This window comes from Pseudomonas sp. PSE1(2024) (assembly GCF_050990555.1).
GTDB classification, from domain to species: Bacteria; Pseudomonadota; Gammaproteobacteria; order Pseudomonadales; family Pseudomonadaceae; genus Aquipseudomonas; species Aquipseudomonas aphyarum.
In genome coordinates, this window is the sequence record NZ_CP158967.1 from 2759438 (window position 1) to 2786307 (window position 26870).

Annotated in this window: 23 protein-coding genes; 5 read left to right on the top strand and 18 right to left on the bottom strand. The window is 60.4% G+C overall.

Going from position 1 to position 26870, the window contains the following annotated elements; translation table 11 throughout:
- Positions 1-158 precede the first annotated feature (158 nt).
- The gene (locus ABTV87_RS12395) at positions 159-521 is read right to left on the bottom strand and encodes a DUF6124 family protein (protein WP_085690553.1); all 363 of its coding nucleotides are present in this window, start codon (positions 519-521) and stop codon (positions 159-161) included.
- A 571-nt stretch (positions 522-1092) separates the two neighbouring features.
- Between ABTV87_RS12395 and ABTV87_RS12400 the strand changes: the two genes are divergently transcribed.
- The gene (locus ABTV87_RS12400; RefSeq protein ID WP_433899625.1) at positions 1093-2307 is read left to right on the top strand and encodes an aldose 1-epimerase family protein; all 1215 of its coding nucleotides are present in this window, start codon (positions 1093-1095) and stop codon (positions 2305-2307) included.
- Positions 2308-2651: 344 nt separating this feature from the next.
- The gene (gene gabP / locus ABTV87_RS12405; protein WP_433899626.1) at positions 2652-4058 is read left to right on the top strand and encodes a GABA permease; all 1407 of its coding nucleotides are present in this window, start codon (positions 2652-2654) and stop codon (positions 4056-4058) included.
- A 59-nt stretch (positions 4059-4117) separates the two neighbouring features.
- Here the strand turns inward: gabP and ABTV87_RS12410 are convergent, their stop codons facing one another.
- The 5 genes from ABTV87_RS12410 to ABTV87_RS12430 form a co-directional block, all read right to left on the bottom strand.
- Positions 4118-4690 (bottom strand): eCIS core domain-containing protein, encoded by a 573-nt coding sequence (locus ABTV87_RS12410; RefSeq protein ID WP_433899627.1) that lies wholly within the window; start codon positions 4688-4690, stop codon positions 4118-4120.
- A 25-nt stretch (positions 4691-4715) separates the two neighbouring features.
- On the bottom strand, positions 4716-5156 hold the full coding sequence (locus ABTV87_RS12415; RefSeq protein WP_085604885.1) for a DUF6130 family protein: 441 nt from the start codon (positions 5154-5156) through the stop codon (positions 4716-4718).
- Positions 5157-5188: 32 nt separating this feature from the next.
- Positions 5189-6700, bottom strand: coding sequence for a GGDEF domain-containing protein (locus tag ABTV87_RS12420; protein WP_221533486.1), 1512 nt, complete (start codon positions 6698-6700; stop codon positions 5189-5191).
- A gap of 157 nt (positions 6701-6857) precedes the next feature.
- On the bottom strand, positions 6858-7364 hold the full coding sequence (msrA, locus tag ABTV87_RS12425) for a peptide-methionine (S)-S-oxide reductase MsrA (protein WP_085604879.1): 507 nt from the start codon (positions 7362-7364) through the stop codon (positions 6858-6860).
- Positions 7365-7843: 479 nt separating this feature from the next.
- Positions 7844-9445, bottom strand: coding sequence for a sensor domain-containing diguanylate cyclase (locus tag ABTV87_RS12430; protein ID WP_433899628.1), 1602 nt, complete (start codon positions 9443-9445; stop codon positions 7844-7846).
- A 220-nt stretch (positions 9446-9665) separates the two neighbouring features.
- On the opposite strand from ABTV87_RS12430, the gene ycaC reads away from it, so the two are divergent.
- The gene (gene ycaC, locus ABTV87_RS12435; RefSeq protein ID WP_221533484.1) at positions 9666-10298 is read left to right on the top strand and encodes an isochorismate family cysteine hydrolase YcaC; all 633 of its coding nucleotides are present in this window, start codon (positions 9666-9668) and stop codon (positions 10296-10298) included.
- Between the two features lie 77 nt (positions 10299-10375).
- On the opposite strand, the gene ABTV87_RS12440 is transcribed toward ycaC, so the two are convergent.
- The 3 genes from ABTV87_RS12440 to ABTV87_RS12450 form a co-directional block, all read right to left on the bottom strand.
- Complete coding sequence (locus tag ABTV87_RS12440) at positions 10376-11113, bottom strand: Fic family protein (protein WP_007958137.1); 738 nt, start codon at positions 11111-11113, stop codon at positions 10376-10378.
- Positions 11110-11373 carry a hypothetical protein gene (locus ABTV87_RS12445; RefSeq protein WP_007958136.1) on the bottom strand — a complete coding sequence of 88 codons (264 nt, stop codon included), beginning with the start codon at positions 11371-11373 and terminating at the stop codon, positions 11110-11112. Before ABTV87_RS12445 ends, ABTV87_RS12440 begins: the two co-directional genes overlap by 4 nt.
- Before the next feature lie 215 nt (positions 11374-11588).
- Positions 11589-12578 carry a zinc-dependent alcohol dehydrogenase family protein gene (locus ABTV87_RS12450; protein WP_258713356.1) on the bottom strand — a complete coding sequence of 330 codons (990 nt, stop codon included), beginning with the start codon at positions 12576-12578 and terminating at the stop codon, positions 11589-11591.
- A gap of 126 nt (positions 12579-12704) precedes the next feature.
- On the opposite strand from ABTV87_RS12450, the gene ABTV87_RS12455 reads away from it, so the two are divergent.
- On the top strand, positions 12705-13586 hold the full coding sequence (locus ABTV87_RS12455; protein WP_127797798.1) for a LysR family transcriptional regulator: 882 nt from the start codon (positions 12705-12707) through the stop codon (positions 13584-13586).
- 11 nt (positions 13587-13597) lie between these two features.
- On the opposite strand, the gene ABTV87_RS12460 is transcribed toward ABTV87_RS12455, so the two are convergent.
- The 4 genes from ABTV87_RS12460 to xylA all read right to left on the bottom strand — a co-directional run bounded on the left by ABTV87_RS12460 (position 13598) and on the right by xylA (position 18830).
- Complete coding sequence (locus ABTV87_RS12460; protein ID WP_085604860.1) at positions 13598-14734, bottom strand: sugar ABC transporter permease; 1137 nt, start codon at positions 14732-14734, stop codon at positions 13598-13600.
- A complete protein-coding gene (gene xylG / locus ABTV87_RS12465) occupies positions 14735-16291 on the bottom strand; it encodes a D-xylose ABC transporter ATP-binding protein (RefSeq protein ID WP_433899629.1) in 1557 nt (518 codons plus the stop codon).
- A gap of 78 nt (positions 16292-16369) precedes the next feature.
- Positions 16370-17371 carry a D-xylose ABC transporter substrate-binding protein gene (gene xylF, locus ABTV87_RS12470; RefSeq protein ID WP_433899630.1) on the bottom strand — a complete coding sequence of 334 codons (1002 nt, stop codon included), beginning with the start codon at positions 17369-17371 and terminating at the stop codon, positions 16370-16372.
- Between the two features lie 142 nt (positions 17372-17513).
- Positions 17514-18830, bottom strand: coding sequence for a xylose isomerase (gene xylA, locus ABTV87_RS12475; RefSeq protein WP_433899631.1), 1317 nt, complete (start codon positions 18828-18830; stop codon positions 17514-17516).
- A gap of 202 nt (positions 18831-19032) precedes the next feature.
- Here xylA and ABTV87_RS12480 point away from each other — a divergent pair, with 202 nt between their 5' ends.
- Positions 19033-20208, top strand: coding sequence for a XylR family transcriptional regulator (locus ABTV87_RS12480; RefSeq protein ID WP_258713362.1), 1176 nt, complete (start codon positions 19033-19035; stop codon positions 20206-20208).
- 8 nt (positions 20209-20216) lie between these two features.
- Here ABTV87_RS12480 and ABTV87_RS12485 read toward each other — a convergent pair whose 3' ends face one another.
- The 5 genes from ABTV87_RS12485 to ABTV87_RS12505 form a co-directional block, all read right to left on the bottom strand.
- A complete protein-coding gene (locus ABTV87_RS12485) occupies positions 20217-21479 on the bottom strand; it encodes an NAD(P)/FAD-dependent oxidoreductase (RefSeq protein ID WP_221533478.1) in 1263 nt (420 codons plus the stop codon).
- Entirely contained in the window at positions 21469-23061 is a 1593-nt protein-coding gene (locus ABTV87_RS12490) for an aldehyde dehydrogenase (NADP(+)) (protein ID WP_433899632.1), read from the bottom strand. The genes ABTV87_RS12485 and ABTV87_RS12490 overlap by 11 nt, the downstream gene beginning before the upstream one ends.
- Before the next feature lie 79 nt (positions 23062-23140).
- On the bottom strand, positions 23141-24088 hold the full coding sequence (locus ABTV87_RS12495) for a dihydrodipicolinate synthase family protein (protein ID WP_433899633.1): 948 nt from the start codon (positions 24086-24088) through the stop codon (positions 23141-23143).
- 55 nt (positions 24089-24143) lie between these two features.
- Entirely contained in the window at positions 24144-25070 is a 927-nt protein-coding gene (locus ABTV87_RS12500; protein WP_433899634.1) for a 4-hydroxyproline epimerase, read from the bottom strand.
- A 22-nt stretch (positions 25071-25092) separates the two neighbouring features.
- Positions 25093-26724 (bottom strand): APC family permease, encoded by a 1632-nt coding sequence (locus tag ABTV87_RS12505; protein WP_433899635.1) that lies wholly within the window; start codon positions 26722-26724, stop codon positions 25093-25095.
- Positions 26725-26870: the final 146 nt, after the last annotated feature.

A 26870-nucleotide genomic window follows, 5' to 3' on the forward strand; every position in this document is an offset into this window, starting at 1 on the left:
TGTAGCCCTCACATTGAAGGGGCTGACGCTAGCGCCTTGGCGTGGGTAATGTCCACTGTCTCTTCTTGGCCAATAGCTGCCATTTACCATGGCAGCTATTGGCAACGCTCATTCCCTCTGTCGATGCGTACTATCCGGACGCTATAGAGGGCAGGGGTTTAGCTCTTAACCTCAACATGATCCAACGCCTGATTCACCGCCAACTCACTCAACATCACCAACTGCGCAATGCCGATCGCGGTTTTGCGATGAGCAGGCTCCAGCGTGGCGGCGAAGTTGTTGAGCATTTCGCTGGCGGACCCAAGTGATTCGCTGGCGTTGGCCAGGAGTGATTCGGTGTTGTAGGCCGGGTTGGCCAGGTACATGGGGTCGTGTTTGTGATGGCTGCCCATGATCCGTTGCTGCGGAGTGAGATAGTGGTCGAGCGCGCGTTCGGCCGCTTCGTTGAGTGTCCGGGAATCGGGAAATTTGTAGGGAGAAACCGGATCGGTTTCCGGTGGGTTCGGAGTTGGTTTGAACATAGATGAATCTCCAGCACTTATTAAAGGGGAGTCATCCACTCTCGCTACCAAACGAGGGGTGGCGACCATACGCAGGTTGGTAGACCGGAGCACTGGAACCGGCGCTTCCGAAGAAGCCCTGAGCATGGCCACCATAAATCCAGTCGCATGAATGCAACTGAATGAGGTGACGCGATGCGTCAGCGCTGCGGGCTACCAAACCCGATCACTGTTTTTCAGTGACCCGGAAACGATAAAACCCGCACCCCTGACGCACAAGCCGGCGGATTCTGGCGTAGTCGTAGGCAATGACGCAAGACGCTGTAGCCGTGGGGAAGTAATGCCGGGCGTTTCTAAACACCATTCATAAAACGCTTAAACACGTCGCCCTCGCCATGTCGAAATCAGACGTCCATGCCATTCCTGAAAAAAGCGGACTCCCGTCTGCGGGATAACCCCATCACATCGATTTCAATTTTCCTCTCCGTCCCCATTCTTTCTCGTCATCTACCAGCGCGCGTCGCTTTTTAAGCTTGATGAAACGTTTCAGCAGGTTTATAAAAACGGCACAACTCCAAGAAAGGCTGCTCCCATGACCCCGCTCAAACTCGTTGTTGCTCTCAGCGCACTGTCCGCTGCCTCCCACGCCATGGCCTGGGATTACGTTCTGCTCGACACCGACAAAGCCGCTCAGAACTGGCAGATCACCAGCCAGCAACTCGGCGTGAAAACCGACAAACCTTTCAGCGTCAGCCTGCGCACCTTGCATGGCGGTCGGCAGGAGGGCGTCAGCATTGTCGAAATCGATAACGGCACGATGAAACTCTCGGTAGTGCCGACGCGGGGAATGAACGTCTTGCAGGCTTCGGTCGGCAATGTGCGCATGGGCTGGGATTCGCCAGTCAAAGAGGTAGTCAATCCGTCCTTCATCGAACTCAATGGCCGTGGGGGGCTGGGCTGGCTGGAGGGTTTCAACGAACTGGTGACCCGCTGCGGATACGAATGGGTCGGCCACCCCGGCGTCGACAACGGCGAACTGCTGACCCTGCACGGCCGGGCCGCCAACATTCCTGCGAACAAAGTCACCCTGCACATCGATGAAACGCCACCGTACGCCATCACCCTGCGCGGTGAACTGAAAGAGCAGGCGTTCAAGAAAGTCGACTTCTCCGTCGCCACCGAACTGGTCACCGAACCCGGCAGCGTAGTGTTCGCGCTTAACGACACCCTGACCAACAACGGTGATTATCCGAAGGAATACCAGGCGCTGTACCACAGCAACTTCAGCACCCCGTTCCTGGAGCAGGGCGCTCGTTTCGCCGCGCCGGTGAAACAGGTGTCGCCGTTCAACGACAAAGCCAAGGGCGATTTGGCTGAATGGCAAACCTACCGCGCACCGACCAAGGACTACGACGAAACGGTTTACAACGTCGTGCCCTATGCCGATGCCAAGGGCGATACGTTGACCGTGTTGCATAACAAGGCCGGCAGCCTGGGCGTTTCGGTTGGCTTCAATACTCAGACATTGCCGGTGTTTTCCCTGTGGAAGAACACCGATACCCAAGGTCAGGGTTATGTCACCGGGCTGGAGCCGGGGACGAGTTTTTCCTACAACCGCCGTTATCAGCGGCCACTGAACCTGGTTCCCACCATCGGGCCGAAGGAACACAAACAGTTCCGCATCAGCTACAGCTTGTTGGCGGATAAGGCGGCGGTGGACAGGGCCTTGAAGCAGGTGAGCGACATTCAGGGCGGGCGGGAGACCGAGGTGCGGCAGACACCGTTGGTTGATCTGACCAAGGGCTGACACCGGCCAGAAAAAGGGGACGGCCAGAAAAAGGGGACTGATCTATTTTTCCTAAATAAATCAGTCCCCTTTTTTAATTTTGTGAAGGCGCTCTCGAACGGGCCCGAACGCTATTCACCATGTCGAAATCAGACACCGTCGTGCCGCTCCCAGGCTATTTGCGATCAACTCCAGGCACGTAAGGTGACGCATCATTTCATCGCCCTGCGTCGTCGTCCGACCGATTTGTAACGCTGCAGCGCTTGAGGTGCGCCGCTCTGGAGCAGGGCAACAGGAAGAAATGATGATCGCCTGACACGTCGTCAGTACGCCCAAACGTCGATCACCAGAGAACAAAAAAAACAATGAATAGTCTGAACTCGAAGGACTCGAACGGTCAGTTGGCGCAGGGCTTCAAGCCGCGTCATGTCACCATGCTTTCCATCGCCGGCATCATTGGTGCGGGGCTGTTTGTCGGCTCCGGCCACGCCATTGCCGCCGCCGGCCCGGCCGTCTTGCTCGCTTATCTCTTCTCCGGTCTGCTGGTTGTGCTGGTCATGCGCATGCTCGGCGAAATGGCCGTGGCCCATCCGGACACGGGATCATTTTCCACCTATGCCGATCAGGCCATCGGGCGCTGGGCGGGGTTCACCATCGGTTGGTTGTATTGGTGGTTCTGGGTGCTGGTCATTCCGATCGAAGCGCTGGCCGCCGGGCATGTGTTGAATCAGTGGTTTCCCCAGGTCGATGCGTGGTTGTTCGCGTTGTTGTCGATCATTTTGCTGGTGGTAACCAACCTGTTCAGCGTGTCCAAGTACGGCGAGTTCGAGTTCTGGTTTGCGATGGCCAAAGTGGTGGCGATCATCGGGTTCATCGGGCTGGGTTTTTCGGTGTTGATGGGCTGGATTCCGGAGCGTGAGGCCAGCGGTTTGAGCCGGTTGATGGAAGAGCATGGCGGGTTTGCGCCCAATGGTTTGTCGGCGGTGGTCGGGGCCTTTATCACCATCATGTTCAGTTTTATCGGGACGGAAGCGGTGACCATCGCGGCCGCCGAATCGAGCAACCCGGCGCAGAACATCGCCAAGGCCACGCGCTCGGTGATCTGGCGCATCGGCGTGTTTTATCTACTGTCGATTTTCGTGGTGATTTCCGTGGTGCCCTGGAACGATCCGCTGCTGGCGTCCGTCGGCTCTTACCAGCGCGCGCTGGAGCTGATGAACGTTCCCAACGCCAAATTCCTGGTTGATGTGGTCGTGCTGATCGCGGTGGCCAGTTGCATGAATTCCTCGATCTACATTTCCTCGCGGATGCTGTTCTCGCTGGGCCGACGCGGCGATGCTCCGCAACCGCTGAAGGTGACCTCCGCGGCGGGCGTGCCGAGGGCGGCGGTGATCGCCAGCACCGTGATCGGTGCCGGGGTGACGCTGTTCAGCTATTTCATGCCGGCCGGGCTGTTTCAGTTTCTGCTCGCCAGCTCCGGCGCGATTGCGTTGCTGGTGTATCTGGTGATCGCGGTTTCGCAATTGCGTATGCGCCGGATGCTGCGTCGGCAGAACGTCGAGCTGACGTTTCGCATGTGGCTGTTTCCGTGGCTGACGTGGCTGGTGATCGCGTTCATCTGCGCTGCGCTGGCGGTGATGATGGTGACGCCCGAGCATCGTCTGGAAGTGACGTCGACCATTGGGCTGGCGCTGGCGATTTCCTTTATCGGGCTGGTGACCACGCGGCAGCATGGGCAGGTGAGGGCGGCGGTTTCGGCGGGCAAGGCCTAGGGTTTTTCTGGTGCTTGAACGGTGGGGCTATCCCCGGCATGGACGCAGGGGATGTCCGATCATCGGGCTTCGGCTCGCAGCCAACGTCTGACCTCGCCCTGTATCGCATACGCCGGTGCCTCGACCGCATTGAAATCCTGCGTATACCGCTGCGCAAAACCGTCGACTCCCCATTCCTGAAACTGCTGCACGTGCTTCAGTTCGTGCGCCCAGAGCGCCACGTTCTGCTCTGCGGTCTCAGCGTCGCGGAACAGGATGATGTCGATCAGCGTCACCGCGCCGACATCCGGGTTTTGCAGGATGGCCGTGGCGGCGTTGTATTGGCCGTCGTCGGTGATTTTGTAGTGCACGGCATCGAGGAAACTGGGTTCATACCAGCGCAGCAGTTGCTCCCGGATATGCGGGGGAATCGATTTGATGTCGGTGCTGGCGGCTTCGGCGCGGGCCTGAGTCAATCCCATGGCCAGCGCGGGAGCCGCGATCCGAAAGAGGTCTTCAGAGAGACGCCCCGGGTCCGGCAGACAAATGCAGCTGTCGAGGCACACTTGTTTTTCGCCGGCGGGGCAGGTGTCAGCCTGGGCGGGCGCTACAAGGGCAAGCCAGGTGACGAGGCTGATAAGCGTGGAGGGCATGGGCGCTTTTCGATGTATGGCCTCTTCAGGGCGTCTTCTCGGGAACGACAAAATTGACTGTCGCACTGGTGAGAACCCGGTGAGTCGGATCCGCCACTTCAAGCAGAACCTTATGATTGCCGGGTGTCAGCCCCACCAGGATGATCGGATCTTCACTGGTGTGCGCCCAGGTGCCTTTCCAGTCGTCGACAGTGACATGCAGGTGACCGAGACGAGGTGATACTTCCGCCGCCGCATTGCCAAACACCGGCATGATTCGGGCATGTTCGGTTCGGTACTGGATGATGACAACACCACGGGCAAGTGGCGCAGGGAGGGGCGGGTAGGCGATGAGCTGCGGCGCCGATTCGGATTGCACCGGGAGTATTGCGGGTGGCTGTAGTGTGTCAGCCCCTTGAACATGCGCCGTCATGCAAGAGACGACACCCATGGCAAGGGCGAACAGGTGTTTGGGGGGGAGGGGCATGGTGGTTTTCTCCCGCGTGGTTTCACTTAAGGCTAGATCAAGCCGGGCAGTTTCACCGACCTGTTTCGCCCCAAGGCCTTGGCACTGTACAGTGCCTGATCGGCGGCTTCGATCAAACCTTGCACGGGGGTGAGTCGGGAACCGGCGGCAGTGGCAATCCCGATGCTGACACTCACTCGTCCCAACGGGCTGGATTCGTGGGAAATGTTCGCTTGCTGCAACCGGTCGAGGATCAGTTGCGCCACGATCTGCGCACCTTCGCTGTCGGTATTGGGCATGATGACGCCCATCTCTTCACCGCCATACCGCGCCACAAGATCCGAGGGACGGCGCACGCACGTCTCCACGACGTTGCCAACGCGTTGCAGACAATCGTCGCCGGCAACATGCCCGTAGGAATCGTTGAACAGTTTGAAGTAGTCGATATCAATCATCAGCAGTGCCAAGGACGTGCCGTCGCGCTGCGCTCGTCGCGCCTCCAGGTCCAGCGTCACATCGAAACAGCGTCGATTGGCCAGACCGGTCAGGGCGTCCTTCATCGCCAACAGCTCGAGTTGCCTGTTTGACGAAAGCAACTGCTGCTGAGTGCCCATCAACTCCGCTTCTACTTGGGTTCTGCGTCGGATATCCAGTATCAAAAACCAGCCGATGAGACCGGTAAGCGCCAGCAAGCCCGTTACCACCACGGCCGATAGCAGCGCCTCCGTTCGCCACGCGGCGAGGGCTTCGCGTTTCCCGAGAGCGACGGTCGTGATCAGCGGCAGCCGGTCACTTTTGCGAAAGGCGTAGAGCCTTTCCACACCGTCCAGGCTGGACGTGAACGAGGCGGTGCCGACAGAGCGATCCACCAGGTACTTGGCGTAGATCGGCGACTTTGAAAAATTGCGCCCCATGTCCTGCTCGCGGAAGGGGTAGCGAACCAGCAACGTACCATCGGTATAGGACAATCCGATGGCACCCTCCTGGCCGACATCGATCTTTCCAAACAGCCGCAGAAAGTTTTCGATGCCCAAGGTCACCGCGACCACTCCGGCAAACTCACCGCGAGCATCATTGAAGCGTCGACTGACGGTGATGACCCATTCCTGATTGGAGCGGCTCTGAATGGGCGGACCGATAAAGGTCTCGGGGGAGGGATCATCGCGGTGATGAATGAAATAGGCCCGATCACTGCTATTTGCCCCGGCCGGAATCGGCCGGTTGGAGGACATCAGCCAGCGTCCCTGACTGTCGTAGATGGTGATGCCGCTGAGCTGTGGCATCAGCGGCTCCTGCCGGTCGATCAGCGAACTGATCCGCTGGATCTGAACGGGGCCACTGCCTTCGGTTTCCAGGCGTTCGACGAGCCCGAGCAAAAGCGCCGAACTTTGGCGGACAATGCCTTCGGAATAGGTGACAAGCGCCTGGGTCAGGTTCAACCCGTGAACGTCCACTTCCTCCAGCGCTCGCTCTCGAGAGGCCAGCACCTTCCAGACAGTCAGTGAGGCCAGGGAACAGCCGATAACCAACAGCAAAAGCACAACCAGGTGCGTATCTCGCTTCACGTCACTACCTTATGGAAAGTCCGTTTTTCCGTTCCAGAGGCTATTGGATCAAGGCAATAACGGCAGCCGTTCGTCCTCATCGTGCGCAAGGATACAAGCAGTCAGGTGTCGCTGCAGCAATAGATGAACGGGTTACTGCACCGACCCCCGCTGCACCTCAACCGCGTTTCGGCAGCTTCCAGTTCGGGCGAATGAAGTGGCAGGTGTAGCCATTCGGAATGCGCTCGAGGTAATCCTGATGCTCCGGCTCCGCTTCCCAGAACGGTCCCGCCGGTTCGATTTCGGTAACCACCCGGCCTGGCCAGAGGCCTGACGCGTCGACATCGGCCGCAGTGTCTTCGGCGACATCGCGTTGCTGCTCGTTCAGGTAATAGATCGCCGAACGATAGCTCGGACCGAGGTCGTTGCCCTGACGGTTGGGCGTGCTCGGATCGTGGATCTGAAAGAAAAACTCAAGGATCTGCCGATAGCTGATCACGGCAGGGTCGAAGACGATTTCGATGGCCTCGGCGTGATTGCCATGGTTGCGGTAGGTGGCGTTCGGCACGTCACCGCCGGAATAACCGACCCGCGTCTGTAGCACGCCGGGGTAGCGGCGCAACAGATCCTGCATGCCCCAGAAGCAGCCGCCGGCGAGAATGGCAGTTTCGGTTTGAGTGGTCATGGCATGTCCTTCCTCTCGAGTGGGTCGCAGATGTTCCTTGATATGAGGGAGTGTGAGCCGATTCCAAGGTTGAGCCGGTAAATAAATCGTGAAGCGTCGGCTTACGGTGTTTGCCCACCACCGGCGAGCCAACCATCAGGCTCCATTTCTTTGCCACACGTTGCGGCTACTTTCAAAAAATGCCGCTGACTGGCTGAAACCCTGATGGGCAAACCGGGTTCTTCGGTACGAAGTCTGGAAGCAAGCGCTGGTTGAGCTTTTGGCTTCTTGTGTTTCATGGACACCTCTCGTGCCTGGTTGCTTGAATCGAGGTCCAGCGGAAAGACGCCTTTTCTTCGCATCCTCTGTGTTCTGTCCGGATCAGGCAGTAGATGGTATCGAAGGCGAGGGTGCCCACGTAATCAGGCGTGAGGGACGGCTGCTGTAGGACGCTGCTTATGTACGTGAAGGACGCTGGAATTGGCTGGTTTTAGTTGCACTCAGCGATCCGTGCGCGGCATCGCCGCAATCGGCTGGATTTGCCGGGATGCCTGCGCCGAGCACCAGCGGTTCCGCCCTTGCTGCTTGGCCTGATACAGACAAGTATCGGCTGACTTGAGCAAAGTGGCCGGGGTCACCGCATCGTCAACCGGATAACGCGTGGTGATCCCGGCACTCGCAGTGACATACCCCAGTGGATGCCCGGCATGTTCAAGCTCCAGCGAGCGAATGGTCTGCAGAATGTCTTCAGCCACCTGAATTGCCCCGGCGCTGTCGGTGTTGGGCAGCAGCACGGTGAATTCCTCGCCACCGTAGCGAACAGCCAGATCCGAAGGCCGCTTGACCGCTTTGCGAATCCCGTCGCCGACCGCGATCAGGCAGTCATCGCCGGCAGCGTGACCGTACTGGTCGTTGTAGCGCTTGAAGTAGTCGACATCGAGCATGATCAATGACAGCGGAGAACCCTGACGTCGGGCCAGGCGAATCTCATCCGTCAGCGCCGCGTCCAGTCGACGGCGATTGCCGAGGCCTGTGAGGCTGTCGGTCAGCGCCATGTCGCGCATGGTCTTGTGCGCGGAACGGATCTCCCGTTCCATCGCCATCCGCTGGCGCAACTGGCTCAGGACGATGAGCCCGAAACAGGCCAGCACCAGAATCAGGAACACCAGCACGAAGCCGTTTTTCAGCAGGTCCTGGCGCCACGGCGCGATGATGGAATCCCGGGACAAACCGGCCTCGACCACCAGCGGGTAAGTGGTTAGTGCGCGATAGCCGTAAAGCCGCTCAGTGTCGTCAACCACCGCCCTGATCTGGACAATGCCCTGATTGGCGTTGGGCAGGTAGGTCTTGAAGATCTCGCTGTTCGCCAGGCTTTTGCCGACCACCGAGGCAATGAACGGCCGGCGCACGAGAATCGTGCCGTCGCGCATCGCCAGCACCAGCGCGCCTTTGTCATCGATGCGGAAGTCACCGTAATAATCGACGAAATAACTGACCTTGACCGTCCCCAGCAGCACGCCGGCGAACGAGCCATCGGGGTTATTCAAACGTCGTGAGATCGGAATGATCAGGTCGTGGGTGGAACGGCTCTCCACCACCTGACCGATGCGCACGCGCCGGTCTTCATGGGTGCGGTGGTACTGGAAATAATCACGGTCGGCGTTGTTGGCGGTCTCGGGCGTGACCTCCTTGTCGGTCACGATCCAATGGCCGTCCGGACCGTAGATGAACAGGCCGTGCAGCTGCGGCATGATTTTCGACTGCTGGATGAGCAGCTTGTGAATCCGCGCCACATCCAGGTTCTGCAGACCATCGCCTTCGACCCGCTCGGCCAGCCCCGCAGTCAGCACATCGACTTGGCGGATGGTGTCCTCGGCATGCTGCGCCGTGGCGCGGGCGAGGTTGGTCACCGAATCACGCGCGGACGCAAAGACCGAACGATAGTCGCGCCAAGTCCGCCAGCTCTCTACCGCCAGAAAGGCCACGACCACCATCAGCATGAAACTGACGGTCAGCCGAAAGGTCGAGCCGGCCTTCACCCCTTTGCGGGGCGCGCGCGGTGCTTCATCTGGAGTGGGCGCTTGCGTCTTGCGTCCGGGCATCAACATTTCCCTGGAGGTCGTTCTGAGCGGGTGAACATTATGACAAGGATAGGCGCGAAGGTCGGGGTGGCTGTGTGAACTGCCTGGCAGTTTGAGTGGATTGTCCGTTTTGGGTTGACGGTGAAACGCTTTTCAGGCGATTTATCGCTTTCAGGCGAGTCAGTAATCTGTGCCCATCTTGAACGCAAACGCACTTCCACAACTAAAAAGGGATTCAAACATGAGCACTCCATCCTACAACCGCCTGAACAAAGACGACGCCGTAGTTCTGCTGGTCGACCACCAGACCGGTCTGATTTCTCTGGTTCAGGACTTCTCGCCAAACGAGTTCAAGAACAACGTGCTGGCGCTGGCTGATCTGGCCAAATTCTTCGAGTTGCCGACCATCCTCACCACCAGCTTCGAACAAGGCCCGAACGGCCCGCTGGTGCCGGAGCTCAAGGAAATGTTCCCGGACGCGCCGTACATCGCCCGCCCAGGCCAGATCAACGCTTGGGACAACGAAGACTTCGTCAAGGCGATCAAGGCCACCGGTCGCAAGCAGATCATCATTGCCGGTGTCGTGACCGACGTGTGCGTAGCGTTCCCGACCCTGTCGGCGCTGGCGGAAGGGTTTGACGTGTTCGTGGTGACCGACGCTTCCGGCACCTTCAACACCACCGTGCAGCAAGCCGCGTGGAACCGCATGACCCAGGCCGGCGCACAGATGATGAACTGGTTCTCGGTCGCCTGCGAACTGCACCGCGACTGGCGCAACGACATCGAAGGCTTGGGCAACCTGCTGTCCCAGCGCATCCCGAACTACCGCAACTTGATGAATGGTTACGCGGCACTGACGGCGCATCAGAAATAACCGGATGCTGGATGGACGAAAGCCTGCTTTGAAAAAAGCAGGCTTTCGTTTTTATTGCGTTACTCCGGACGCGCCCGTCATTCGATTGGCTGAGCTCTATAGGTTTTATAGAGCTGCTGAATCTCTGGGTCGTCAAGGCTCCCGTACGTAATGCCTTCTTTGTCCAGACCATCCAATCCTTTTATGCCGCCGATCATCTCCGGCCATTCGTCACGGCTGGAGATGTCGATGACGAACGGTAACAGGTAGGTGTCGAGATGCCCTTTGAACGGATCTTGAATTTCATTACTGAGTGCGCGGAGATACTCGTCCTTGTTGGTTTCTGACCAATCGATGGCAAACCTCGTCCGATAGCACAGCTCCATGTACACGAGCAGTATTGTGCGGCCATTGCCATCCAGAAACGGGTGAGCAGAGGCGAGCTGCCCCATCACTTCCCCTGGACGATCTCTGAAGCGTTTCTTGTTTGCTGCAAGTTCAAGAGCGTACTCGACGGACCTTTTAATGAGGTCGGGACGTTCAAAGACTGTGTGGTGAGGATCTTCTTTCGATCCCTTGAAAACAGCGAGGTGGGGGACGAGTTCGTTCCTGTCTTTTCCCGCCCAGGGATAGAAACCGGAGAACAGGATTTCATGTGTCTTTAGAACGGATTTGAAATCGATGGTTTTTCTCTTTGCCAGATAGGCCAAAGCGTCTTCGATACTCGCTTCGAAGGCGAGATGCTCGGACTCTTTTACTTCAGTGGGGTCTTTGAGCTTGAGCGAGTTTTGAAGGTAACCCGCTGTTTCGAAATCGCCGAAAGGATCAAATATCATGCACTAAGCTTCTTTTTCGAACGCCTCTTTTCCTCAAGGTAGCGTCCTTGGTACGACATGATTTCGGACTTGTTCAGCACACCTTTCTTTTTGAGGTTGACGAGCAATTGCTCAACACCGTCCAATTCAACTACATCTCCTGCCAGACGAGTGATGGTAACCGCCATGCAGCTCATGCTGTCACGGTCTGCGGTAACGTGATGTGCCTTGGCAAGCCGACGAACCTCGGTTGCGACGCTGTCAGTGGCTGGTTTAGTCATTATGAAAGCCCTTGTTCACTTGCTCTGAGCATAGCATGACGCCGCTTCCGCAGATTTTCCAGCCGGCGCGTCCCGAACAGCCACAGCCTGATGAACGGCTACGCAAGCTCGCAACCATCCAAAAACCAATGCTTACAAATAGACGAAAGCCTGCTTTGAAAAAAGCAGGCTTTCGTCGTTTCTACCGCAAACAGAAGCGCAGGGGACTCGTCACCTCAAACCGTGACGACAATCTTCCCGACCTGCTGGTTGGCCTCAAGAAAGCGATGCGCTTCCTGAATGTCATCCAGGGCAAACGTCCTGGCGATGATCGGTTGCAGCGCACCCGAAGCCAGCCCGTCGCCGATGAAAGCCTTGGCGCGTGCCAGGATGGCCGGGTCGGAGACGATCTCCGTGTAGAGGTAACCCTTGAGCGTCAGGCATTTGCCCAGCACGGTGAACAGCGGGAATGGCGTCGGCTCCGGGCTCAGGGCGCCGTACTCCAGCAGGATGCCGCCGCGCGCCATGCTTTGGGTCAGCGGTTCGAACGACGGGCCGCCCACCGGATCGAACACCACCCGCGCGCCTTTGCCATCGGTCAGCGCCATGACGGCTGCAACCATGTCTTCTTCGTCGCTGACGATCACGTGTGCGGCGCCGGCGTCCAGCAGGGCCTGTTTCTTGGCGCGTGTTCGGGTGACGGCAATCGAGGTGGCGCCGACCATTTTGGCGATCTGGAAAGCTGCCAGGCCGACGCTGCTGGAGGCAGCAGTGACGATCACGAAATCGTCCTTTTGCAGCTTGGCCTGTTCGACCAGCGCACCCCACGCGGTGACGTATTGCATCCAGGATGCCGCCGCTTGTTCAAACGACAGGTTCTGCGGGTGCTTGACGGTGAGGTCGGCGGGCACGTTGGCCAGCTCGCCGTAAGTGCCCCAGCGCGCGATGTCCAGCGGCGGAATCAGGCTGACGGCATCACCGATCTTGAACTCGCTGGCGTTGGCGCCAACCGCCACCACCACACCGGCGGCTTCGTAGCCAAGACGGCTGGGAAACTCCGCTTCCTGCAGATAGGCGTGGTTGCGGAACATCACCTCGGCGCGATTCAGGCCAAAGGCTTTGACCTTGATCTGCACTTCGTCCGCTGCGGGTGCCGGGACGTCGACGTTTTCCAGTTTCAGGACGCTCGCGTCACCGTATTCATGAATCCTGACAATGCGTGCCATCTGCTCTTCCTCGGTTATCGATGAAATTGCACCGGCGTGATCCGGTGCCATGGACGCCAATTTAGGCTTTGGCCTGCTCCGGATAAAGGCCTAGGATGGCGCAACACTAGAAACAACGAGTTTCCAATGGATCGCCTCACACTCATGGCCACCTTCGTCAAAGCGGTCGAGCTGGGCTCCTTCAGCGCGGTGGCGGACGAGCTCAACCTGTCCCCGCAAATGGTCGGCAAACAAGTGAAAATGCTCGAGCAGCATCTGGGCGTTTCGCTGCTCAACCGCACCACTCGCAAGCAGAGCCTCACCGATTTCGGCCGCACCTTCTATCAGCGGGCGAAGCTGATTCTGGCCGACATGGACGCCGCCGAAGAAATGGCCGCCGTGACCCGAGGCGTGCCCAGCGGCCGACTGCGGATCAATGCGCCCGTCACGTTCGGCGTCAGTTCGCTGTCGCCGAAGCTGCTGGAGTACATGGTCCGATACCCGCAAGTATCGGTGGACCTGACGCTGTCGAACGAATTGGTCGACCTGGTGGACGGCGGCTACGACGCTGTGTTCCGCATCGGCGAACTCGCCGACTGCGGCCTGAAAGCACTGCCGCTGATGCCCTATCAAATGGTGCTGTGCGCAGCGCCGTCCTACCTCGCCCGCCGCCCACCCATCACGACACCCTGGGATCTTCAGGAACATGAATGCCTGGCGTTCGCCTATTCGGACGGCCGCTCACACCTGCGATTCGAAGGCCCGGAAGGCTGCATCGACGTGCCGATTAAAAGCCGATTGACGATTAATCAGGGCGATCCGTTGCTGTCCGGAGCAGTGGCGGGGCTGGGAGTGGTGATGTTGCCGCTGGAGCTGGTCAAGGATTCGCTGAGAAGCGGGACGCTGGTGAGTCTGCTGCCGCAGTACAAGGTGCCGGTTTCGCCGATGAATCTGTTGTATGCGCCGGATCCGAGGCTGACACCCAAACTGCGGAGCTTTATCGATTTCGTGCGGGGGGCGTTCGGGTAGATACCACCCGATCAACGCCGCCCAGTCCGCGTACTCACATCCACCCAAACCGCCAACACCAGAATGCTGCCCTTGACGATCATCTGCCAGTAACTGTCGACGTCGAGCATGGACATGCCGTTGTCCAGGCTGGTGATGACCAGGGCGCCGAGGAGGGCGCCGTAGACCGTGCCGGAACCGCCGCGCATCGAGGTGCCACCGATGAAGCAGGCGGCGATGGCGTCGAGTTCGCCCATGCTGCCGGCCGAGGGGGAGCCGGCGGCCAGGCGCGCGGTGTTGACCACGCCGGCGAGGGCGCACATCACGCCCATGATCCCGAAAATCCAGAGTTTCACGGCCTGCACATTGATACCGGAAAGGCGCGTCGCTTCCATGTTGCTGCCCACCGAATAGACACGTCGGCCGAACACGGTCTGGCTGGTCACGTAGCTGAATCCGCCCAATAGAATCAACAGAAGCAGGACCGGCACGGGAATGCCGTCATAGCTGTTGAGGGTCTGGACAAACCCGGCCAGCACCGCGCCGATCAACAACACGCGTGCCACGTCACGCACCAGTGAGTGTGCCGCGAGGCCGTGAAGGGCGCGATTGCGCCGTTGTTTCCAGGTCAGGAACAACGTCAGTGCAAACAGCAGGACACCCAGACCCGCGCCGATCGTATGCGGCAGATAACCCTGGCCAATGTAGACGAGTTCCGGCGACACCGGAGCGATGGTGGTGCCTCCGGTGATTCCCAGCAAAATCCCCCGGAACGCCAACATCCCGCCCAGCCCCACGATAAATGACGGAATGCGCAGGTACGCAGCCATGTAACCGTTGGCGAGGCCGATCAGCAATCCGCACACCACCACAAGGCTCAGGTTCGCCAGCAGTGGTACGTGATAGACAACGTCGAGAATGGCTGCCACGCCACCGAGCAGGCCCAGCAATGAGCCGACCGACAGATCGATCTCGCCGCTGATGATGACCAGCACCATTCCGCAGGCGAGGATCCCGGTGATGGACATCTGGCGCAGCAGGTTGGAGAGGTTGCGCGGTGTCAGGAATCCGCCCTCGGTCTGCCAGCTGAAGAACAGCCAGATCAGCGCCACGGCAAACACCAGTGCGAGCATCTTGTAGCGGGTGAAAAGTTGTTTGACCTGATTCATTTACGCGGATTTCCGATCTTTATTGTTATGGCTGTCAGGCTGGCTGAGTGCCGCGGCAAGCACCTGTTCCTGTGTGAGGTCATGGTTGATGAAATCGCCCTGCAACCGGCCTTCGCCGATCACCAGTACGCGGTCGGAAACGCCGAGCACTTCGGCCAGTTCCGAAGAGACCATGATGATCGACACGCCTTCGGCGGCCAGCATCCCCATCAGTTTGTAAATCTCGTACTTCGCGCCGACATCCACCCCTCGGGTTGGCTCGTCAAGGATCAGCACCCGGGGCCTGGCCAGCAGCATCTTCGCCAACACGGCTTTTTGTTGATTGCCCCCGGACAGGCTGGTGATCGGCAGGAACGGGCTCGCGGTCTTGAGGTGCAGGCGGGAAATTTCCCGATCGATGCTGCCCAGTTCGGCTTCGGCGTCGATGCGGGTCAATTTCGAGAAACTGTCCAGCACGGCCAGGGTGATGTTCTGGCCGACCCCCAGATCGGGAATGATCCCCTGACGCTTGCGGTCCTCGGGCACCAGGCACACGCCGGCGCGGATTGATTTGAGCGGCGTGCGGGTGTCTATGGGTTTGCCGTCCAGCCAGACTTCGCCTTCGTGGCGACCGGCGTAGGCGCCGAACAGCGCGGTCACAAGCTCCGTGCGACCAGCACCGACCAGCCCGGCGATGCCGAGGATTTCCCCGCGTCTGAGGCTGAACGAAACGTCGTCGACCCGTTTGCGTTTGGGGTTGTCGACGTCGTAGCAGGTGATGTGGCGCGCCTCGAAAATCACCTCGCCGATATCGTGGGGGGCGGTGGGGTAGAGGCTGCTCATTTCCCGACCGACCATCTGGGTGATGATCTGTGGAATATCCATATCCGCCATGGCGGTCGTAGCGATGTGTTTGCCGTCGCGGATGACCGAAATGGTGTCACACACGGCGGCCACTTCATCGAGCTTGTGGGAGATGTAGACGCAGGCGACGCCCTTGGCCTTGAGGTCGCGGATGATGTCCAGCAACACCTCTATTTCCGAACGGGTCAGGGCTGATGACGGCTCGTCGAGGATCAACAGGCGCGCCTGTTTGTTCAGGGCCTTGGCGATTTCCACCAGTTGCTGATAACCGCCGCCGTACTGCGAAACCGGCAGCGACACGTTCATGTCCGGCACTTTCAGTTCGCGCATCAGGGCTTCGGCGCGGTGGATCATCGCCGGGTAATTCATCCGCCCACCCGGCAGCGTCAGCTCATGGCCCATGAAGATGTTTTCGGCCACCGAGAGGTCGGGAACCAGCGTGAGTTCCTGGTGAATGATGACGATGCCGGCGGCTTCCGTTTCGCTGATCGATTGCGCCTTGAGCGGTTGACCGTCCCAGAGGATTTCACCGTCCCAGGTGCCATGGGGGTAGACCGCAGACAGGATTTTCATCAGCGTGGACTTGCCGGCGCCATTCTCGCCGCACAGCCCGACGCACTCGCCCGGCCGGACCTTGAGGTCGATGCCGTTGAGCGCTTTGACACCGCCGAAGGTTTTGACGATGCCGTTCATTTGCAGCAGATAGTCGGACATGGCAGAGACTCATAAGCGACAGATACTGGACTGATCCCGCAGGCGAAAAACGCCTGCGGGGGCATCACTCAGTGAGTGTCACTTTCCGGCGATCTGCGCCTTGGTATAGAAGCCGTCCTGTTCCAGCAGGTCGATGTTGTCCTTGGTCAACGGAGTCGGGGTGAGCAGGATGGTGTCGACTTTTTTGCTGCCGTTGTCGTACTGCGAGCTGTACGCGGGTTTCTCGTTGCGCGCCAGTTGCACCGAGAGTCTGGCGGCTTCGGAGGCAATCAGTTTCAGCGGTTTGTAGACCGTCATGGTTTGAGTGCCGGAGATCACCCGCTTGACCGCTGCCAGGTCCGCGTCCTGTCCGGAGATCGGCACCTTGCCGGCCAGTTGCTGAGCGGCCAGGGCCTGAATGGCGCCACCGGCCGTGGCGTCGTTGGAGGCGACGATGCCGTCGATTTTGTTGTCGTTGCGGGTCAAGGCGTTTTCAACAATGCTCAGCGCCTCGGTAGGGTTCCATTCCTTCACCCATTGCTGGCCGACGATCTTGATATCCCCCTTGTCGATGGCCGGTTGCAGCACTTTCATCTGACCTTCACGCAGGACTTTCGCGTTGTTGTCGGTGGGCGCACCACCCAGCAGGAAGTAATTACCCTTGGGCGCTGCGTGCAGCACGCCGCTGGCCTGCATCTCGCCGACTTTTTCGTTATCGAAGGAGATGTAGGCGTCGATATCGGCGTTGAGTATCAGGCGGTCATAGGACACGACCTTGATACCGGCTTTCTTCGCTTCGGCCACCGCATTGGTCAGCACGGTGGCGTTGAACGGCACGATGACGATGACATCGACGCCACGGGAAATGAGGTTTTCGATTTGCGAAATCTGCTTCTGCTCGTTGGCATCGGCCGACTGCACGAAGACCTTGGCGTCCATTTTCTCCGCTGCCGCAACGAAGTAATCCCGGTCACGGGACCAGCGCTCCAGCCGCAGGTCGTCAATGGAGAAGCCGATTTTCGGGTGGGCAGCGTCGGCCATAACCGGCAGCGAAAGCAACGCCAGGGCGCCGGCAAACAGCGTGCGTTTTACGTTCTTCATGGTGGTGCGTCCTTTTATTTTTGTTTGAAAGACACGGCCTGACGATGAATATCGGGCTGGTGGAACTGTAGAGAATCAGCTGACGCAACGGACTACAGATTTGTCGCGCAAATGTCACAGCGCCCGCAGTCCTTGTTGGCGATCAGCGATAGATGAAACGGTTGACGACGTTTTCGAGCATTTCCTGCCGGCCGCTGACGGCCTGCGGATTCAGTTCGTTGGCGAAGGCGTGCTCGGCCAGTGACTGGAGATTGAACTCGCCTTCCAGAACCGCCTGGCCGAACGGTTGCTGCCAGCCGGCGTAGCGTTGATCCTTGAGCCGCTGAAGCTGGTCGTTCTGGACCATGGCGGCGGCCCGCTCGAGTGACAGGGCGAGTACGTCCATGGCGCCGACGTGACCGTGAAGCAGATCGACCTCGTCGAGGCTCTGGCGGCGCACCTTGGAGTCGAAGTTGAACCCGCCATTGCCGAACCCGCCGGCCTTGAGGATTTCATAAGTGACGAGGGTCATTTCCTCGACGCTGTTGGGGAACTGATCGGTGTCCCAGCCGTTTTGCGGATCGCCCCGGTTGGCGTCGATGCTGCCGAAAATCCCCAGCGAGACGGCCGTCGCTACCTCGTGATGGAAACTATGACCGGCCAGGGTCGCGTGGTTGGCCTCGATGTTGACCTTGATTTCCTTTTCCAGACCGAACTGCTGGAGAAAACCGAACACCGTGGCGCTGTCGTAATCGTACTGGTGCTTGGTTGGCTCCTGCGGTTTGGGTTCGATCAGCAGGTCACCTTTGAAACCGATCTTGTACTTGTGCTCGACCACCATGCGCATGAAGCGACCCAGTTGTTCGCGCTCGCGTTTCAAGTCGGTGTTGAGCAGGGTTTCGTAGCCTTCGCGACCGCCCCACAACACATAGTTGGAGCCCTTGAGGCGTTGAGTCGCGTTCATGGCGCTGAAGACCTGGGCGGCGGCGCAGGCGAACACCTCAGGATCCGGGTTGCTGGCGGCACCGGCGGCAAAGCGCGGATTGCTGAAACAGTTGGCGGTGCCCCACAGCAGCTTGATTCCGCTTTCTTCCTGATGGCGTTCCAGGTGATCGACCATTTGGGCGAAGTGGTTGCGGTACTCCTTCAGCGAGTGGCCTTCGGGGGCGACATCCGTGTCGTGAAAGCAGTAGTAGTCGATACCCAGCTTGGAGAAAAACTCGAACGCGGCCTCCGCCTTGCCGATGGCCAGCTCCATCGGGTCACCGGCGTGTTGCCACGGGCGCTTGAACGTCCCTGCACCGAACACGTCGGAGCCCGGCCAGACAAAGCTGTGCCAATAACAGGCGGCCATGCGCAGGTGTTCGCGCATGGGCTTGCCAAGGATGATCTTGTCGGCGTCGTAGTGACGGAAGGCAAGGGGAGAATCGCTGGCAGGACCTTCGTAGCGAATCCGGTCGACATCGGGGAAGTACGGCATTGGCAATGTCCTTGTTGTTCTTGGTTGTTGTTCTCGGTTGTTGTTCTTGGGGCGTGTCCCGATACTAGCAACGGCCCTGTGCCTGCCGATTACGAAAATCACCAACACGGAGTGCGATTTTGCGTATTGAGATTCGCCCTCTGCGCGCCTAGTCTGTGCAAACCGCCTCTACGGCAAGGGGCCCGGAACAAGCCTGAAAACAATGAAAACCGTACCGCCGGTTCACCGCATCGCCCTGTTGTTCAATGGGAGCAAGATCTATGACCGCGGCATCATCAGCGGCATCGGCAACTACCTGAGCAGCACGCGCGCGTCCTGGGATCTGTTCCTGGAAGAGGATTTTCTCTGCCGCTTGAAAGGCATCGAGCGTTGGCAAGGTGACGGAATCATCGCCGACTTCGATGATCCGCTGATTGGCGAGGCGCTGGCCGACATCAAGTTGCCGGTGGTGGCGGTGGGTGGTTCTTACCAGGATGAGCGGGCCTACCCCAAAGGGATCCCGTACGTTGCGACCGATAATAACGCGCTGATCACCATGGCTTATGAGCACTTGATCGAGGCCGGGCTGCAACGGTTTGCCTGCTTCAGCCTGCCCGAAGCGCAGGCGAACCGATGGGCCCAGGAGCGCGAAAAGGCTTTTCTAAAACTGATGCAGCGGGACGGTTTGCACGCCGAGGTCTATCGCGGCATGGGGACCAGCGCGCCGCTGTGGGACAGCGCCGTCGAACAGCTGATCGCCTGGCTTCAGAGCCTGCCCAAGCCCATTGGCATCATCGCGGTCAGTGACGCTCGCGCCCGGCAGTTGCTGCAAGCCTGCCTGACCGCCGGAATCGCCGTTCCGGAGCAAGTGGCGTTGATCGGCATCGACAACGACCCGCTGACCCGCAGCCTGACCCGGGTCCCGCTGAGTTCGGTGATCCAGGGCACTGAAACCATGGGCCGCACCGCCGCGCAACTGCTGCACCAGATGCTGCACGGCAAACCATCAACGGGCGCGCATGTCCTGATCCCGCCTGAAGCGATCAACGTGCAGGTGTCGAGCCTGCATCAACCGTTGGGCAACCCCTACGTGATGCAGGCGCTGCTGTTCATCCGCCAATATGCCTGCCAGGGCATCAAGACCGCGCAGGTGGCGGCTTATGTCGGCGTGTCGCGCTCCTCGCTGGAGTCGCACTTTCGCGCGGTGCGTGGTTGCAGCGTGCATGACGAGATTCTGCGTTTCAAACTGGCGGCGGCCACTCGCGGGCTGGAAAAAACCGACACGGCGATTGCGGACGTTGCCCGCACGTGCGGTTTCAAATCCGCGCAGTATCTGCACACGGTGTTTCGCCGAGAGTTCGGGTGTACGCCCCGTGAATATCAGCAGGGCGCCAGATAGACGGCCACTCAAAAGCGATCCAGCCGATAAGGCTCGCTCGACGGAAGAACACGAGTCACGTTCTGCGTCGATGGCAAGGCCATCCCCCCAACCATCTCCGCCGTCACCGCCGCCTGCGTCAATCCCAGATGCTGATGCCCGAACGCAAGCAGCACTTTCCCGCCACACACCCGATCAATCACCGGCAACGAATCCGGCAGCGACGGCCGAAACCCCATCCACGGTGTGGCTGCCTCGACATTCAGCTCCTTGCGAAACAACCCCTTGCTCAACCGATGCAACTGCCAGGCGCGGGCCATGGTGGGTGAGGCTTCGAGGCCGGCGAATTCGACGGTGCCGGCCAGGCGCAGGCCTTCGGACATCGGGGTCATGATGAATTTGCGTTCCAGCGAGGTGACGGGGAAGGGCAGTCGGTTGTGTTCGTGAGGCAGCATCAGGTGGTAGCCGCGCTCAGTGTCCAGCGGGACGTTTTTGCCGGTCAGTGCTGCGGTGAGTTTTGCCGAGTGGGCGCCGCAGGCGATCAAAACCTGGCGAGCGGACAGCGTGCCGGTTCCGGTCATCAGGTCGACGCCATGCTCATGCAGTTGCCCGCCCTGAACCGCCTGCTTTACAAACTGCACGCCGCTGGCTTTCGCCGCTTCCACCAACTCACGCACGACGCGGTAGGGATCGATGAAATGCCCGGTTTTCGGGAAAAACAGTCCGCCCTGAATCTGTTCGCTGAGTTGCGGCGCGGTCTCGCGTACCGCGCCGGTCTGCCACCAATCGACTGGCACCTGCTGCTGTTGCATGCGTCGCTGCAATGCTTCGAGGGCCGGGCGTGAGTCGGGGCGCTCGAACACCAGCAGCGAACCTTCCATCTTCAGCAGGTCGGGCCGCTGGATGTCGTTGAGCAAGCGGTGCCAGGCGTCGAGCGAGCTTTCATTCAGTGCCCGCAATCCGGCAACGGTACGCTGGTAAGGCGCCGAGCGCAGGTTCAGCAACAGCCGCGTAAACCAGGGCAGGGCCCGGGGCAGGTATTTCCAGTCCAGGCGCAGCGGCCCCATCGGGTCCATGAGCATGGCCGGCAGGTGTTTGAGGATCGAGCGGTCGGCAATCGGAAACACTTGCTCGGTCGCCAGGTGCCCGGCGTTGCCGAACGAGGCGCCGTGGCCCGGTTCCTGCGGGTCGATCACCACCACCCGCAAACCCTGACGGGCAAGGCGCAGGGCACTCGCGACGCCGATGATGCCGGCGCCGACCACGGCGATGTCGTGCGGGTCATTCGGCATTTTTCGCGGTTTCCCTTTGGCCATCGAGCAAGCGACGCAGCGACAGTGGATTGGCGTGTTTGAGCGCGGTCGGCAGCAGGCTGTCGGGGAAATCCTGATAGCAGACCGGGCGCAGGAAACGCAGGATCGCCGCGGTGCCCACCGAGGTGGTGCGCGAATCGGAAGTCGCCGGGAACGGCCCGCCATGCACCATCGCATCGCAGACTTCAACGCCGGTCGGCCAGCCGTTGACCAGCAGGCGCCCGGCCTTGCGCTCCAGGGTTGGCAGCAATGCGCGGGCCTGTTGCAGATCCTCGTCATCCAGGTGCAGCGTGGCGGTCAGTTGGCCTTCCAACTGTTCGAGCACCTGACGGATTTCAGCGTCGCTGGCGCATTGCACAATCACGGACGCGGCGCCGAAGGCTTCGGCCTGCAACGAATGATCGGCGAGGAAATCGGCGGCTTCGGTGACGAATACATGGGCCTGGCCCTGATTCGGGTCCGTTGCTCGCTGGCCGACAGCGGCAATGCGCGCCCGGGCATTTTCCGCGAGGGCATTCACGCTGGATTCGTAGGCATTGAAGATCCCCGGCGTCAGCATGGTCTGCGCGGGGCTGCGCTGGATCAGTTCGGTGGTGGCGCCAATGAAGGCGTCCAGCGCCGGGCTCTTACGGGCGATGACCAGACCAGGATTGGTGCAGAACTGACCGGCGCCCAATGTCAGCGAAGCCACAAAACCTTGGGCCAACGCCTCGGCGCGATTCTGCAACGCTGCCGGAAACAGCAACACCGGGTTGATCGAACTCATTTCCGCGTACACCGGAATTGGCTCGGGCCGTGCCTGAGCCGCTTTGATCAGCGCGAGGCCGCCACTGCGCGAACCGGTGAAACCGACTGCCTTGATCCGTGGATCGCTGACCAGCGCAATCCCCACTTCACGGCCGGAGCCGTACAACAACGAGAACACACCTTCCGGCAAACCACAGGCCTTGACCGCCCGCGCCACTGCACGGCCAACCAGTTCGCTGGTGCCGGGATGGGCGCCGTGGGCCTTGACGATCACCGGGCAACCGGCAGCCAGCGCCGAAGCGGTATCGCCACCGGCCACCGAGAACGCCAGTGGAAAGTTGCTCGCGCCAAACACGGCCACCGGGCCCAGTGGAATCTGCCGCTGACGCAGATCCGAACGCGGCATTGGCTGGCGTTGCGGTTGCGCTGTATCGACTCGCACATCCAGCCATTCACCGGCCCGCACGGTGCGGGCAAACAAGCGCAGCTGCTGGCAGGTGCGGCCCCGTTCACCCAGCAGACGCGGACGCGGCAGGCCGGTTTCGGCCATGGCGCGGTCGATCAGTTCATCACCGAGCGCTTCGATTTCGCCCGCGATGGTTTCAATGAATTCGGCCCGCGCCTTGAGCGCTGTCTCGCGATAACGGTCGAGCGCCGCCCAGGCCAGTGCGCAGGCCTGCTCGACATGCTCGGCAGAGCCGCCGGCGTAGGCCGGTTCCAAAGGCGAGTTGGTGGCGGGATTGATCCCGTGGATGACGTCGCGGTCGCCGGTGAGGGTTTGCTGACCGATCAGCAGTTGGCCCGTCAGAGTCATGGCGCATTCCTTATCAATAAAGCAGGTCACGAATAAGGCCCGCCGCCGTGGGGGCGGCGGGCTTGAGCGCAGCGGCAGGTCAGGCGAAGTTCTGTTCCGCCGACCAGTTTTCGTACCAGTGACGGAACAGCGTGTACTGGGCTTCTGCGTAACGGCGTTGCGAGTCGCTGAGCGCATCGGTTTCGTTGAAATGCAGGGTGTATTCCTTGTCGCCGTTGAGCACCATCAGGTGTTTGTAATACAGCACCAGATCCGTGCCTTCGTCGAAGGACGACAGCACCGCCAGCGCCGATTCCAGCTCGCGGGCCTGACGCCGGGCCTTGGCGTCACCCTTGGCCGCCTGCTTGCTCAGGGCTACCAACTGCAGCACTTCGCGGGGCAGGGCGTTGCCGATGCCGGTGATGGCGCCGGTGGCGTTGCAGTTGACGAAACCGTGCACGACCTGGGTGTCGACACCGACCATCAGGGTCACGTCATCATCCTTGGAGGTGATATTTTCAGCGGCGTAGCGCAGATCGGCGCCACCGCCGAACTCCTTGAAACCGATCAGGTTCGGGTATTCACGGCGCAGTTCGAAGAACAGGTCGGCGCGGGTGGCGAAGCCGTAGTAAGGGCTGTTGTAGATCACCGCCGGCAGGTTCGGCGCGGCTTGCAGAATCGCCGCGAAGTGGGCTTTCTGCGCCGCCGCCGAAGCACCACGGGACAGCACCCGAGGAATCACCATCAAACCCTGCGCGCCGACTTTCGCCGCATGGGCCGCGTGGGACACCGCTTCACGGGTGTTGACCGCGCCGGTGCCGACGATAGTCGGAACCCCGGCCGCCACCAGCCGCGCCACACCTTCCTGACGCTCGGCTTCGGTGAGCAATGGCCAGTCGCCCATGGAGCCGCAGTACACGACGGCGCTCATGCCGATGTCGATCAGCTCGCGCCCCTTGGCCACCAGGGCGTCGAAGTCCGGTTTGCGCGCGGCGGTGCACGGGGTCATCAGGGCGGGCATGCAGCCGGTGAAGATGTTGTCGCTCATTATTGTTCTCCTTGGAACGGTCATTCAGAGGGATTTGAAAAAACAGCGCAGCGGCTCAGATGCCCCACGCAAATGGATCTGTTTCGTCGATCAGCAACGTGCTGTCGGCGGTCATGTGGGCGCGGCCGGTGATGTAGGGGCGGACGCGATCGCCTTCCCATTCAAAGCGGCCTTCGAACTGGCTGCCGGTGATGCTCGCCTGCACCCAGCGCTCGCCCGGCGCGAGTTTTTCGTCGGCGGCCAGGCACGCGAGTTTGGCGCTGGTGCCGGTGCCGCAAGGGGAGCGGTCGTAGGCTTTGCCGGGGCACATGACGAAGTTGCGGCTGTCGGCCTCGGCGTCATCGGCGAACAGTTCGATGTGGTCGATGACCGCGCCGTCCTCGCCATGGATGCCTTGGTCTTCGAGGGCCTTGAGCATTTTCCAGGTGAGGTCGGTCAGGGTTTCGACGTTGTCCATTGTGAGGGTCTGGCCGTGTTCGGAGACCAGGAAAAACCAGTTGCCGCCGTAGGCCACGTCACCGAGGAAACGACCGTATCCCGGCACTTCCACCGCCACCTGCTTACGCAATCGATAAGCCGGCACGTTGCCCAAGGTCACGGCGCCGTCTTCATGCAGCGTGGCGCTGACCGTACCGACCGGTGTGTCAATCTTGTGCACGCCCGGTGCGATCAGTCCCAGATGTTGCAGCGATGCAACCAGCCCGATGGTGCCGTGGCCGCACATGCCGAGGTAGCCGGCGTTGTTGAAGAAGATCACCCCGCAGGTGGCGTCCGGCGACACCGGCTCGCAATACAGCGCGCCCACCAGCACATCGTTGCCGCGCGGTTCAAGCAGACAGGCGCGGCGCCATTGGTCATGCTGGTTGCGCAGGGCGTCGCGCTTCTCGGCCATTGTGCGACCGGGCAAGTCAGGAAAACCTTTCATCACCAGACGCGTGGGTTCGCCGCCGGTGTGGGAATCAATGACGTGTACTCGTTTCATGGACAGGTCCCGTTGAGTGATTTCAGTAAGCGCCGGCAGCGCGAGGATTGGCGGCGGAGGCGGGGGACGGCGAAGCGACTTCGCTCTCATCCTCTTCGGACTCCAGGCGCAACAGGTGTGCCGGCACGCCGGTGGCGGCGCCCCAGTAATAAATGCCCATCGCACAGGCTGCGACGACCAGGGTGTCGAACGGATGGGTGAGGATGCCCAGACCGCCGAAGGTGCCGAGTTTCGACAGGACGATGGTCACGGCGTAGAACGCGATCAGCCACGCGGACGAGCGCACTTGCCGGGACAGGCTGAGGTGGGCGGTCGGCACGAAGCGACCGCAGAGCAGGTAGACGACGAACATCAGGATTTGCAGGCCGAGCAGCCAGGACACGGTGTTCCAGCCCGACCAGTAAACGATCAGCGCAGCGATGATGAACGACACCGGCCCCAGCACGCCCATGCACTTGACCCGGAACGGGCGTGGCATGTCGGGTGCATTGCGACGCAGCGCGGCGACGGTCACCGGGGCGACGGCATAGCTCAGCACCAGCGCGGCGGACACCACGTTGATCAGCGCTTCCCAGGACGGGAACGGCAGGGTCCAGAACACTGACAGAGCGAAGGTCAGCCACAGCGCCGGACGCGGGATGCCGGACTTCGCGTCGATGTGGGTGAAGACCTTGAAAAACGTGCCGGTCTGCGCCCAGCCGTAGATCACCCGAGGCGTGGCGTTCATGTAGATGTTGCCGCAGCCGCTGGGCGAGATCACCGCGTCCGCGACGACCAGATACGCCAGCCAGCCCACGCCCAGTGCCAGGGCGATGTCGCGGTACGGCAGGGCGAACTCCTTGGAAACCCCGGCCCAGCCATTGGCGAGCAGTTCGGTCGGGATGCCGCCGAGAAAGGCGGTTTGCAGCAACACGTAGATCGCAGTGGAAAGCAGCACCGACAGGATCAGCGCAATCGGGATGGTGCGCTGGGGATTTTTCACTTCGCTGGCCACCGAGATGATCGGGGTCAGGCCGAGGTAGGCGAAGATCACGCCGCCGGCGGAGACCGCCATCTCGATGCCCGAGAGCCCGAAAGGCGCGAAGCCTTGGATCTGAAAGTTTTCCGGCTTGAAGAAGGTGAACAGCACGCCGATCACCAGCAGCGGCACGATGAACTTGAACACGCTGACCAGGTTGTTGGCCTTGGCGAAGGTCTTCACGCTGCGGTAGTTGAGCAGGAAGAACACGCACAGCAGGCCGAACTGCACCAGCCAGCCGAGCAGGGTCGGATCACCGCTGCCGGCCTTGGTCAGGCTCGGAAACCAGGCCGCCGCGTATTGGCGCGAAGCAACCACCTCGATCGCCACCAGACTGGAAAACGCGATCAGCGTGATGAAACCCATCAGGTAACCGAGCAGCGGCCCGTGGCTGTAAACCGGGTAGCGCACCACACCGCCAGCGCGGGGCAATGCCGCGCCCAGTTCGCAGTAAACGATGCCCAGCAGCAACACGGCGAACCCGCCCAACAACCAGGAAAAAATCCCCGCCGGCCCGGCAATCGCCGACACGTGACTGGCCGCGAACAACCAGCCGGAACCGAAGATCGCCCCCAGCCCGATAAAGGTGAGGTCGATCAATGAAAGTTGTTTTTTGAACTTGCCTTGGCCTGACATGGCATCGCCTTCTTGTGAGTTATTGGATAGGCAGGTGTGAGTCACTGGAACGGCTAAACAGTGAACTCATCAGGCGTCGGGCGATTGATGTTTTGCGCAGCTGCGGATGACGAAATCGGCACAGTTGCGAAGAAAGACTGCGGCGC

Excerpts from the sequence above, each read along its gene's own strand:
- ABTV87_RS12495 (WP_433899633.1), bottom strand. The coding sequence starts at position 24,088 with ATGAGCGACAACATCTTCACCGGCTGCATGCCCGCCCTGATGACCCCG.
- xylA (WP_433899631.1), bottom strand. The coding sequence starts at position 18,830 with ATGCCGTACTTCCCCGATGTCGACCGGATTCGCTACGAAGGTCCTGCC.
- xylG (WP_433899629.1), bottom strand. The coding sequence starts at position 16,291 with ATGTCCGACTATCTGCTGCAAATGAACGGCATCGTCAAAACCTTCGGC.
- ABTV87_RS12410 (WP_433899627.1), bottom strand. The coding sequence starts at position 4,690 with ATGCCCTCCACGCTTATCAGCCTCGTCACCTGGCTTGCCCTTGTAGCG.
- ABTV87_RS12400 (WP_433899625.1), top strand. The coding sequence starts at position 1,093 with ATGACCCCGCTCAAACTCGTTGTTGCTCTCAGCGCACTGTCCGCTGCC.
- ABTV87_RS12485 (WP_221533478.1), bottom strand. The coding sequence starts at position 21,479 with ATGCCGAATGACCCGCACGACATCGCCGTGGTCGGCGCCGGCATCATC.
- ABTV87_RS12415 (WP_085604885.1), bottom strand. The coding sequence starts at position 5,156 with ATGCCCCTCCCCCCCAAACACCTGTTCGCCCTTGCCATGGGTGTCGTC.
- xylF (WP_433899630.1), bottom strand. The coding sequence starts at position 17,371 with ATGAAGAACGTAAAACGCACGCTGTTTGCCGGCGCCCTGGCGTTGCTT.
- ABTV87_RS12500 (WP_433899634.1), bottom strand. The coding sequence starts at position 25,070 with ATGAAACGAGTACACGTCATTGATTCCCACACCGGCGGCGAACCCACG.
- ABTV87_RS12455 (WP_127797798.1), top strand. The coding sequence starts at position 12,705 with ATGGATCGCCTCACACTCATGGCCACCTTCGTCAAAGCGGTCGAGCTG.
- msrA (WP_085604879.1), bottom strand. The coding sequence starts at position 7,364 with ATGACCACTCAAACCGAAACTGCCATTCTCGCCGGCGGCTGCTTCTGG.
- gabP (WP_433899626.1), top strand. The coding sequence starts at position 2,652 with ATGAATAGTCTGAACTCGAAGGACTCGAACGGTCAGTTGGCGCAGGGC.
- ABTV87_RS12395 (WP_085690553.1), bottom strand. The coding sequence starts at position 521 with ATGTTCAAACCAACTCCGAACCCACCGGAAACCGATCCGGTTTCTCCC.
- ABTV87_RS12480 (WP_258713362.1), top strand. The coding sequence starts at position 19,033 with ATGAAAACCGTACCGCCGGTTCACCGCATCGCCCTGTTGTTCAATGGG.
- ABTV87_RS12490 (WP_433899632.1), bottom strand. The coding sequence starts at position 23,061 with ATGACTCTGACGGGCCAACTGCTGATCGGTCAGCAAACCCTCACCGGC.
- ycaC (WP_221533484.1), top strand. The coding sequence starts at position 9,666 with ATGAGCACTCCATCCTACAACCGCCTGAACAAAGACGACGCCGTAGTT.
- ABTV87_RS12430 (WP_433899628.1), bottom strand. The coding sequence starts at position 9,445 with ATGCCCGGACGCAAGACGCAAGCGCCCACTCCAGATGAAGCACCGCGC.
- ABTV87_RS12460 (WP_085604860.1), bottom strand. The coding sequence starts at position 14,734 with ATGAATCAGGTCAAACAACTTTTCACCCGCTACAAGATGCTCGCACTG.
- ABTV87_RS12440 (WP_007958137.1), bottom strand. The coding sequence starts at position 11,113 with ATGATATTTGATCCTTTCGGCGATTTCGAAACAGCGGGTTACCTTCAA.
- ABTV87_RS12450 (WP_258713356.1), bottom strand. The coding sequence starts at position 12,578 with ATGGCACGCATTGTCAGGATTCATGAATACGGTGACGCGAGCGTCCTG.
- ABTV87_RS12445 (WP_007958136.1), bottom strand. The coding sequence starts at position 11,373 with ATGACTAAACCAGCCACTGACAGCGTCGCAACCGAGGTTCGTCGGCTT.
- ABTV87_RS12505 (WP_433899635.1), bottom strand. The coding sequence starts at position 26,724 with ATGTCAGGCCAAGGCAAGTTCAAAAAACAACTTTCATTGATCGACCTC.